This is a genomic window from Arthrobacter sp. Soil762, from assembly GCF_001428335.1.
GTDB lineage: Bacteria > Actinomycetota > Actinomycetes > Actinomycetales > Micrococcaceae > Arthrobacter.
Window position 1 is genome coordinate 40656 of sequence record NZ_LMSG01000008.1, and the last position, 9744, is coordinate 50399.

8 protein-coding genes are annotated in these 9744 nt (G+C 66.1%); 4 read left to right on the top strand and 4 right to left on the bottom strand.

Going from position 1 to position 9744, the window contains the following annotated elements:
• The first annotated feature begins 90 nt into the window (after positions 1-90).
• From ASG77_RS07535 to ASG77_RS07545, 3 genes are read left to right on the top strand one after another with little or no spacing between them, the layout of a single operon-like run.
• Positions 91-978, top strand: coding sequence for a sulfurtransferase (locus ASG77_RS07535; RefSeq protein WP_056343338.1), 888 nt, complete (start codon positions 91-93; stop codon positions 976-978).
• A gap of 42 nt (positions 979-1020) precedes the next feature.
• On the top strand, positions 1021-2166 hold the full coding sequence (locus ASG77_RS07540) for an NAD(P)-dependent alcohol dehydrogenase (RefSeq protein ID WP_056343340.1): 1146 nt from the start codon (positions 1021-1023) through the stop codon (positions 2164-2166).
• Complete coding sequence (locus ASG77_RS07545) at positions 2163-2591, top strand: HIT family protein (RefSeq protein ID WP_056343343.1); 429 nt, start codon at positions 2163-2165, stop codon at positions 2589-2591. Before ASG77_RS07540 ends, ASG77_RS07545 begins: the two co-directional genes overlap by 4 nt.
• Before the next feature lie 8 nt (positions 2592-2599).
• Here ASG77_RS07545 and hrpA read toward each other — a convergent pair whose 3' ends face one another.
• Both hrpA and ASG77_RS22210 read right to left on the bottom strand, forming a co-directional pair.
• Complete coding sequence (hrpA, locus tag ASG77_RS07550) at positions 2600-6553, bottom strand: ATP-dependent RNA helicase HrpA (protein WP_056343346.1); 3954 nt, start codon at positions 6551-6553, stop codon at positions 2600-2602.
• 225 nt (positions 6554-6778) lie between these two features.
• Positions 6779-6946 (bottom strand): hypothetical protein, encoded by a 168-nt coding sequence (locus ASG77_RS22210; protein ID WP_200950692.1) that lies wholly within the window; start codon positions 6944-6946, stop codon positions 6779-6781.
• A gap of 81 nt (positions 6947-7027) precedes the next feature.
• Here ASG77_RS22210 and ASG77_RS07555 point away from each other — a divergent pair, with 81 nt between their 5' ends.
• The gene (locus tag ASG77_RS07555) at positions 7028-7996 is read left to right on the top strand and encodes a GlxA family transcriptional regulator (RefSeq protein WP_056343347.1); all 969 of its coding nucleotides are present in this window, start codon (positions 7028-7030) and stop codon (positions 7994-7996) included.
• A 12-nt stretch (positions 7997-8008) separates the two neighbouring features.
• On the opposite strand, the gene ASG77_RS07560 is transcribed toward ASG77_RS07555, so the two are convergent.
• Together ASG77_RS07560 and ASG77_RS07565 are read right to left on the bottom strand one after the other, a co-directional pair.
• Positions 8009-8332, bottom strand: coding sequence for a protealysin inhibitor emfourin (locus ASG77_RS07560; RefSeq protein WP_056343351.1), 324 nt, complete (start codon positions 8330-8332; stop codon positions 8009-8011).
• Between the two features lie 60 nt (positions 8333-8392).
• Complete coding sequence (locus ASG77_RS07565; protein WP_056343354.1) at positions 8393-9451, bottom strand: M4 family metallopeptidase; 1059 nt, start codon at positions 9449-9451, stop codon at positions 8393-8395.
• Positions 9452-9744 lie beyond the last annotated feature (293 nt).

Genomic DNA, 9744 nt, shown 5'->3' on the forward strand with positions numbered 1-9744 from the left:
CAGAGCGCCTGGCCCTCGGTGCCAGGCGCTCCGCCGCAGCTAGAGTTGGATGAGCGACTGAATCTCACAAGCACAATTGCAAGGAGAACCATGGGGCCACTGATGGCTGTCCCGGCTTTGGCAGCGCGTTTCTACGCCGGCCAGCGAACGGTGGTGCTGGACGTCCGCTGGGCGCTGGGGGACCCGCACGGCCGGGAACACTACCTTGAGGGGCACCTCCCCGGGGCAGTTTTTGTGGACCTCGCCACCGAGTTGGCGACGCCGGCCACTCCGACCCGCGGCAGGCACCCGCTGCCCACCGACGCGGAATTCCAGGAAACTGCCCGGCGCTGGGGGATCAACAACGGCGACGTTGTGGTGGCTTATGACAACAGCGGCAACATGGCTGCCGCCCGGCTCTGGTGGATGCTCCGCAACGCCGGGCTACAGGACGTGTACCTGCTCGACGGCGGACTGGCCGCCTGGCGGGACGCCGGACTGCCGCTGGACAGTGGACCGGTGGACGCCGCCGTCGGGCGTGTTTCCTTTGATGTTTCCCCTGCCGGAGGCAGGATGCCCAGCATCGACGCGGCCGGAGCGGCGGACTGGCCGGCAACGGGCGTCCTCCTGGACGCCCGGGCCGGCGAAAGGTACCGGGGCGAATTTGAACCCGTCGACCCGCGCGCCGGCCACATTCCCGGCGCCCGGAGCGCACCCACAACGGAGAACGTCGACGGGGCCGGGCATTTCCTGCCTGCGGACGAGCTGCGGCGCCGGTTCGAGGACCTCGGCGTCCGCGACGACGTCCCGGTGGCCGTCTACTGCGGCTCGGGCGTGACCGCCGCCCATGAGGTGGCCGCCCTCGAAATCGCAGGATTCCGGGCCTCCCTCTATCCGGGATCCTTCTCGGAATGGTCCAACAATCCCGCGCTGCCGGTGGCGACGGGCAGCCGGCCGAATGGCCATGCGGCGGCCCGCGGGGGTAGCGTCGAAGGATGACCCCCAGGACGCCCCGTACCGCCGCCCCTTGCCCGCCCCGTATTGCCGAATGGCGCTGTCGCCGATCCTGCTGCTCATCCTGCGACGGACCTGGACACTGATCCGGGCACCGGCCTGCTGGCAGCCGCCTATGGCGCGGCTTCCGCTGACAGCGGCTTGGTGCCCCTGACGCTTGCCCGGCGTGCCCCGAAGGAAGATGACGTCGAGATTGCCATCGAATTCTGCGGCCTGTGCCACTCGGACGTGCACGCCACGCGCGGCGAATGGGGCAGCCAGAAATATCCGCTGGTCCCCGGCCATGAGATCGTCGGAACCGTCAGCCGCGTCGGCTCGGCCGTGACTGACTTCATCCCGGGGGACCGCGTGGGCGTCGGGTGCATGGTTGATTCCTGCCGCGAATGCGAGAGCTGCCTGGACGGCCTGGAACAGTACTGTGAAAACGGGCTGATCGGGACCTACGGCGCCAAGGATCCACGCAACGGCGATGCCATCACGCAGGGCGGATACTCGTCCGCCGTGGTGGTCGACCGGCGATACGTGGTCCGAGTGCCCGGGAACCTGGACCCGGCCGCCGTCGCCCCCTTGCTCTGCGCCGGTGTCACCACGTTCTCTCCCTTGCGGCACTTCGACGTGGAGGAAGGCGACGTGGTGGGCGTGGTGGGGCTCGGCGGGCTCGGACACATGGCCGTGAAGCTCGCCAAGGCCATGGGGGCTGTGGTGAAAGTCTTCACCACCTCCGAAGGAAAGGTGCCCGCCGCGCTGGAACTCGGGGCCGACGAAGTGATCCTGTCCCGGGACAAGGATGCCATGGCCGCCGCGGACCGCACCATCGACCTCATTATCGACACCGTGGCTGCTCCGCACGACCTGAATCCGTTCTTCCGTACCCTGCGCGTGGACGGAGCCCTGTTCCAGCTGGGCCTGCCCTCCGCCGCCATGCCGCCGGTGAATCCGGGGGCCCTGATCAGGCGGCGGATCGCGTATGCGGGCTCGCTGATCGGTGGCATCGCCGAAACTCAGGAGATGCTCGACTTCTGCGCCGAGCATGGAGTAGTGGCGGATATCGAACTGGTGCGCGCAGACCAGCTGAATGAGGCCTACGACCGCATGGTGGCAGGCGACGTGAAGTACCGGTTTGTGCTGGACACCAGCACCCTGCAGGCTCCGGCCGAGAAGGCAGACGCATGAGCACCCTCTTTACCAAAATCATCAATGGCGAGATCCCCGGACGCTTCGTCTGGCGGGAGGCTGACGTTGCGGCCTTCCTGACCACGGGTCCCCTGGCAGACGGGCACACCCTGGTGGTCCCCACCGAGGAGGTGGACCGCTGGACCGATGCGTCCCCGGAAACCCTCGCGAAGGTGATGGAAGTGGCCCGGCGGATCGGTGCGGTGCAGCTGGACGTCTTCCCCGCCGAGCGGGCTGGACTGATTGTGGCCGGGTACGAGATCAACCACCTGCACGTCCACGTGTGGCCGTCCAGGACCATGGCTGATTTCGATTTCGCCTCGGCCGACCAGAACCCGGATCCTGCGGTGCTGGACGCGAACGCCGAGAAGCTGCGTGCCGGGCTCAGGGCCGCTGGCTACGCGGAGTTCGTTCCGGCAAGCTGAACGCGGCGCTAGGCCGGCGCGAGCGCCTTGTTAAGGACAGCCCTGATCCGCTTTTCGGAGACGGAATAGGCCGTTCCGAGTTCGACGGCGAAGAGGCTCACGCGCAGCTCTTCGATCATCCAGCGGACCTGCGTCAGTTCTGCACCGACCCGACGCCCGGGCAGCAGCGCCGACACGGCGTCGTCGTAATCGTCTTCCAGCCGCTGGACCGCGGCCATGCTCAGGCCATCCCGCTGGACGTTGCCGGGGAGCTTTTCGAGGCGTTTCTCGATGGCGGCAAGGTAGCGGGGGAGCTGGCTCAGCTGCTTATAGCCGGTGCGGGCCACGAATCCCGGGAACACGAGCTGCTCGAGCTGGCTCCTGACATCGTTCAGGGCACTGATCAATGCCAGACTGGTGGTGCCCTTCAGCATTTTCTCAATCCGCCGGGTGCTGGCCAGGACGCGCTCCACCACGGCCGTCACACTAAAGACGGTATCGATGAGTTCCGCCCGGACCTGCTCGTAGAGGGCGTCGAAGGACGCGCGGTCCCACGGGAGTTCCGCCGGGGTCAGTTTGTCCACGGCAGCCAGGGCGCAATCGGCAATAAGGGCTGACACCGAACCATGCGGGTTCTGGCTGAACGTCAGTTTTTCGGTGTTGTTGAGGTGCTCCAGGACGTAACGGTCCGGCGCCGGTACCCTGAGGGCGAGGAGCCGGATCACGCCGCCGCGCATGGCCTCGAGCTGCTCCGACGAGGTCTGGAAGACGCGCAGCGCCACGGATGTTCCTTCATCCACCAACGCCGGATAGCCGGTGACCATGTGGCCGTTGACGGTGTTGCTGACCTGCCGCTGGACTGTGCCGAAGGCCCACTCGGTCAGGCCGGTCTGTTCCTGGAAGCCTGGGCCGCTGCCGGCTGCATTTCCGCCAGTAGATGACGCGGGTGCCGTCCCGCCGGACTTTCCGGGTGTCTTCGAATTTCCCCGAGACTGCGGCGCTGTGGTTCCCGGCGTCGCGCCCAGGGATTCAGCAATGGCGCGGCGTGTTGCCGGGGCCAGCCGCTCCTGCAGGGCCGTGAGGTCCTTCCCCTCATCCAGCACCTTGCCCTGGGTATCGACAACCTTGAAGCTCACCCGCAGGTGGGACGGCACAGCGTGCCAGTTCCAGGAACCGGGCGGGATGACGTGGCCGCGGATCCGGCGCAGGGCCAGTTCCAGCGAGGCTTCCAGCTCATCGTGGGCCGGATCAAAGTCTGATTCCAGGGCGGCAACGGCCTGCCGGGCCACATCGGGAGCGGGGACGAAGTTCTTGCGGACCTGCTTGGGGAGGGACTTGATCAGGGCAGCCACGAGCTCGGCACGCTGGCCGGGGATCAGCCAACGGAAGGCGGCATCATCGAGCTGGTTCAGGAAGAGCACCGGGACTTCGGCTGTGACGCCGTCGGACGGGTTGGGCGGTGACCCGGGCGCCACAGGGTGGAACTCGTAGCTGAGTGGCAGCTCGAAGCCCTTGTGCAACAGCGTCTTCGGATAAGCGGCCTCGTCCAGGTCATCGGCGTCGTTGTTGAGCAGCAATGACTTGTCGTAGTCGAGGAGGTCCGGATTCTGCTGCCGGGCCTCCTTCCACCATTTGTCGAAGTGCCGTTCGGATACAACATCGGGGCCGATCCTGGCGTCGTAGAACTCAAACAGCGTTTCGTCGTCCACCAGCAGGTCGCGGCGGCGCATCCTGGCCTCGAGCTCTTCGACTTCCAGAAGCAGGGCGCGGTTGCGGTGGAAGAACTTGTGGTGCGTTTTCCAATCGCCTTCCACCAGGGCGTGCCGGATGAACAGCTCGCGGGCCAGCACAGGATCCACTCGGCTGTAGTTGACCCGGCGCTGCGGGATGATGGGCACGCCGTACAGGGTGACCTTCTCGTACGCCATGACTGCGCCCATTTTGGTGGACCAGTGCGGCTCGCTGTAGCTGCGCTTAACGAGGTCCGGCGCCACCTGTTCTGCCCAGGCGGGATCGAACTTGGCTGCGACCCGGGCCCAGAGGCGGCTCGTCTCCACGAGTTCGGCAGCCATCACAAACGTGGGGGACTTCTTGAAGAGCGACGAACCGGGGAAGATCGCGAACCGGCTGCCGCGGGCGCCCGCGTATTCGCGCTTGCGCTCGTCCAGGATGCCGATGTGGCTGAGGAGGCCCGACAGCAGGCTCATGTGGATGCCCTCGTGGTTGCCCACAGGATCGGCAAGGCGCTTGTTGTCCAGGCTGATCCCGAGCGGGCGGGCCATCTGGCGGAGCTGGGCGACGAGATCCTGCCACTCCCGGACTCGAAGGTAGTTGATGAACTCGGTCCGGCACAGGCGGCGGAACTGGGTGGACGAGAGTTCCTGCTGTTTCTCCTGCAGGTAGTTCCACAGGTTCAGGAAGCCGGTGAAATCCGAGTTTTCATCACGGAACCGGGCATGCTTCTCGGCGGCGAGCTGCTGCTTGTCCGTTGGACGTTCGCGCGGGTCCTGGATGGTCAGTGCTGCGGCCAGGATCATTACCTCGCGGACGCAGCCGCGCTTGCCGGCCTCCACGATCATCCTGCCGAGGCGGGGATCTACCGGCAGCTGGGCAAGCTGCTGTCCGACGGCGGTGAGTCCGCCGCTCTTGGCGTCACCTGGCCGGACGGCATTCAGGGCGCCGAGCTCGCGCAGGAGCGTAACGCCGTCGTTGATTGCCCGCGAGTCCGGCGGCTCGACGAACGGGAAGTTCTCCACGTCCTTGGGCCCACGCGCAACGCCCATGGCGGTCATCTGCAGGATGACTGCCGCCAGGTTGGTGCGCAGGATTTCCGGATCCGTGAACAGCGGCCGGGACCCGAAGTCCTCTTCCGAATAGAGGCGGATGGCGATGCCGTCCGACACGCGGCCGCACCTGCCGGAGCGCTGGTTCGCCGAAGCCTGCGACACCCGTTCGATGGGCAGCCGCTGGACCTTGGTGCGGTGCGAGTAGCGGGAGATGCGGGCCGTGCCGGTGTCGATGACGTACTTGATGCCGGGGACCGTCAGCGACGTCTCGGCCACGTTGGTAGCCAGCACAATCCGGCGGTTTTTGCCGGGGTGGAACACCTTGTGCTGTTCCTGCAGGCTCAGGCGGGCGAACAGCGGCAGCACCTCGGTGCCGGCCAGGCGCCGGTTGGACTGGATCCTGGCGTTCAGTGCCTCGGCTGCGTCGCGGATTTCGCGCTCACCGGAGAAGAAGATCAGGATGTCGCCGGGCGCCTCGGTGGCGAGTTCATCGACGGCGTCGCAGACGGCGTCGAGCGGATCGCGGTCCTCTTCGAGTTCGTCATCGGAGGCGTCTGCATCTTCGCCATCGGCGGGTCCGCCGGCTGGCTGGGACAACGGCCTGTACCGGATCTCCACCGGGAACGTGCGCCCGGATACCTCGATGATGGGGGAGGGCTCGTCGTCGGACCCGAAGTGCTTGGCGAAGCGCTCCGGATCGATCGTGGCCGAGGTGATGATGATTTTCAGGTCCGGCCGCTGCGGCAGGATGCGCTTGAGGTAGCCCAGGATGAAGTCGATATTGAGGCTGCGCTCGTGCGCTTCGTCAATGATGATGGCGTTGTATTTGCGCAGCAGCTTGTCCCGCTGGATCTCTGCGAGCAGGATGCCGTCGGTCATGAGCTTGACCTTGGTGGCGCGGCTGACTTCGCCCGTGAACCGCACCTGGAAGCCGACTTCCTGGCCGATCTCCACACCGAGTTCCTCGGCGATGCGCTCAGCCACCGTGCGGGCTGCGAGCCGGCGCGGCTGCGTGTGCCCGATCAGGCCGTTGTCGCCCAGGCCCAGTTCCAGGCACATTTTGGGGATCTGGGTGGTTTTACCGGAGCCGGTCTCGCCGGCAATGATGGTCACCTGGTTGGCGGCGATGGCGGCCATCAGGTCCTCGCGGCGCTCGGAAACGGGCAGCTCTGCGGGGTAGGAGATGTGAAAGGTCATGGCTCGAACCAGTCTACTGTGGGCCGCGCCGGCCGTTGTGACGGTGTTACGCCCGGCACCCGGGCGCCGATGACGCCGTCGTAACCTGCTTGCAAATATGCTGCGCAGGCACCGTGCCCCCGCCCCCGGGTGTCGCCGACCGCCGTACACCGCCGCACATAAAAGGACCCGGCTCTGGCGAGCCGGGTCCTTGCCGGTTGGATGGTCCTTGCGGTGCTGTGATGATCAGAAGATACGGAGTGTGTAGCTGATGCTGGGCAGGTCCAGGGCGGACCAAGGCTGGTCGGAGGTGACGGGCGGGGTGTGGCCGCGGCCATCACGCAGGAGCGCTGAGACGGTGGCGGCGAGAACAACGAGGAGCAGGACCACTAGGGCGATTCCGAAGATTTCCATGACTCAATGCTGCTCTCGACGCCGACCAACTAACAGTGGCAGAAATGCCCAAAAAGCTATAATTTCTGCCATAATGGAAGCATGCTGAAATCAGTGGCAGTCATCGTGGTTCCCAACTTCTCGATCTTCGAATTCGCCACCGCTTGTGAGGTGTTTGGCATCGACAGATCTGAACGCGGCGGCAACGTGCCGGCATTCGACTTCCGTGTCTGCACGCCTGAGCCTGGCGACGTCAGGCTCAAGTCGGGCCTGTCCATGAACGTCCCCTTAGGCCTGGAGGCTACTTCGGACGCGGACCTCGTGATCATGGCGCCGTACGGGCGGGACAATGACGTTCCCGAGTCGGTGATGGAGGCGCTGCGCGCGGCGGATGCCCGGGGGGCCTGGGTCATGTCCATCTGCTCGGGAGCATTTGCGCTGGCCCGCGCGGGCCTGCTCAACGGCCGGCGCTGCACCACGCACTGGCACTACTCGCATGAGCTCGCGAGCCGGTACCCGGACGTGCAGGTTGACGAAAACGTCCTCTACGTCCAGGACGGGAACATCATCTCCAGCGCAGGCACGGCCGCGGGGATCGACGCCTGCCTCCATCTGGTACGCGTGGAGCTGGGCGCGAACGTGGCGGCCACCATTGCGCGGGACATGGTGGTGCCGCCGCACCGCGACGGAGGCCAGGCACAGTTCATCGACCGGCCCATGCCCACCTGCGGATCCGCGCCGATGGAGGAGCTGCTGCGCTGGATGGTGCAGAACCTGGAGCAGGAGCACACCGTCGTTGAGTTGGCGTCCCGCGTCCACATGTCAGCCAGGACCTTCGCCCGCCGCTTCCGGTCCGAAACCGGGGCCACACCCGCTGCCTGGCTGAACTCGCAGCGGGTCCTCCGGGCGCAGGAGCTGTTGGAATCCACTGACCTGAACATCGACGAAGTTGCGCGGGAATCCGGCTTTGGGCACCCCGTCCTGCTCCGGCATCACTTTGCCAAGGTGCTGGACACCAGCCCGCAGTCCTACCGCCGGGCGTTCCGGGGGCAACTGGTAGCAGCAGGCTGACTGGAGACGCAGCTAAGCCTGCACAGGACCCCGCCGGTCGGGGCTGTCCTCGGCTGCCGCCCGGGTGGTGTCCACCAGTACACGCCATGGTCCGGTGACAGCCTGCTCCGGCAGCGCCGCCCGCCGCTGGCCCGCCCGGATCGAATAGATAAATCGGTCCGGCTGGTTGTCCTGCACCTCCGCGGCTGCGGCCCGGACGGTCTTGGGCACCGCGTCCCAAGGGCATGCTTCCACAATGGGTTGCCATTGGCTTTTGGCGCTCGCGGTCTGGGCGTGCACTGTCCATACGCGGGTCAGGGCTGCGATGCCGCCGCTGCGCTCCACACTGATCTTCATGGCCTGGGTCCTGGGCTTTCCTGCAGCCTGGCCGCCAGCTCGCGGCGGGCAGGCGTTCAACTAAAGCTTGACCTTCACAGTTTCCCACGCCTGCCGCACGGCGTCATGCTCCGGCGAATCGGTGCCGAACAGGTCGACGGCAGATGCCGCCGTCGCCCTCGCGAAGACGCGGAAGGTGGCGGTGGCAGGCAGCGAGCCTCCCGTCAGTGCGTCGTACCAGATCCGTCCCGGCGCCTCCCAGGCGTTGCCGCGCAGGGTCTCCGCCGTGAGGTAGAAGGCCCTGTTGGGGATCCCGGAGTTGATGTGGACGCCGCCGTTGTCCGCGCTGGTCCGCACGTACGAGTCCATCGAATCCGGCTGGGGGTCCTTACCCAGCACGTCGTCGTCGTACGCTGTGCCCGGGGCCTTCAGGGATCGGAGAGCCGATCCCTCAACCTGGGGCGTGAAAAGTCCTTCGCCGATCAGCCAGCTGGCGTCGGTCACGGACTGGCTGTTCAGGTACTGCTCCACGAGCGTGCCGAAAACGTCGGACATGGATTCGTTGATGGCACCGGCCTGGTTGCGGTAAGCCAACCCCGCCGAGTACTGCGTGACGCCGTGCGTGAGTTCGTGCCCGATGACGCTCAGCGACCGCGTAAATCGTTCGAAGACTTCGCCGTCGCCGTCGCCGAAGACCATCTGGCGGCCGTCCCAGAAAGCATTGTCGTAGAGCTTGCCAAAGTGCACCGTGGCATCGAGCGGCAGTCCTTCGCCGTCGATGGAGTTACGGCCGAAGATGTCGGCAAACAGGCGATGCGTGTGCCCAAGGCCGTCGTACGCCTCGTCAGCGGACTGATCGCCGGAAGCCGGGTCGCCTTCCTTGCGCACGAGCTTTCCGGGCAGGTTCTCGGATCCGCCGGCATCGTAGATGCTCCTGTTGGGCGGGCCCGGACGGACGTCGCGCAGTGCTGGGGGAGCGGCCGGAGCCGGCTGGGTGCGGGCTGACTGGACTGACCGGACGTGGCTTAGCGCTTCCTTGGCGGCCCGCGCGGCGGCAGAAAACCGAGGCTCGTCCAGGCGGGCCAAACGCCGCAGTATGTAAGGCGGAATGATGGAACAGAATGTAGCTGGAATGTGCATGGCCTACCCCCTCGAGTTCGTTCAATCAGCCTACGAGGGGGTGCTGACAATCTGGTGACGGCGCACTCAATCCAGCGCGAACGGACAGTTGGGGCCCCGTTCATGGCGCGAAACGGACACTTAAGCCCCGACCTTTGGCGCGAAGGGATTTAGGCTCCTCCGCACCCTTCACACCAAAAATGACGTCGCCAGGGTTATCCACATAGGCGTTTGTCCTCGCTGTTTTTGTCGGACCCTGCTGGGATGCTGTGGGTATGGATAGCAGAGCGGCTGTGGCGTCGGCGGAGGCCCTT

What these genes read in the sequence shown, in the direction of transcription:
- ASG77_RS07535 (WP_056343338.1), top strand. Translation starts at nt 91, where the DNA reads ATGGGGCCACTGATGGCTGTCCCGGCTTTGGCAGCGCGTTTCTACGCC.
- ASG77_RS07545 (WP_056343343.1), top strand. Translation starts at nt 2,163, where the DNA reads ATGAGCACCCTCTTTACCAAAATCATCAATGGCGAGATCCCCGGACGC.
- hrpA (WP_056343346.1), bottom strand. Translation starts at nt 6,553, where the DNA reads ATGACCTTTCACATCTCCTACCCCGCAGAGCTGCCCGTTTCCGAGCGC.
- ASG77_RS22210 (WP_200950692.1), bottom strand. Translation starts at nt 6,946, where the DNA reads ATGGAAATCTTCGGAATCGCCCTAGTGGTCCTGCTCCTCGTTGTTCTC.
- ASG77_RS07555 (WP_056343347.1), top strand. Translation starts at nt 7,028, where the DNA reads ATGCTGAAATCAGTGGCAGTCATCGTGGTTCCCAACTTCTCGATCTTC.
- ASG77_RS07560 (WP_056343351.1), bottom strand. Translation starts at nt 8,332, where the DNA reads ATGAAGATCAGTGTGGAGCGCAGCGGCGGCATCGCAGCCCTGACCCGC.
- ASG77_RS07565 (WP_056343354.1), bottom strand. Translation starts at nt 9,451, where the DNA reads ATGCACATTCCAGCTACATTCTGTTCCATCATTCCGCCTTACATACTG.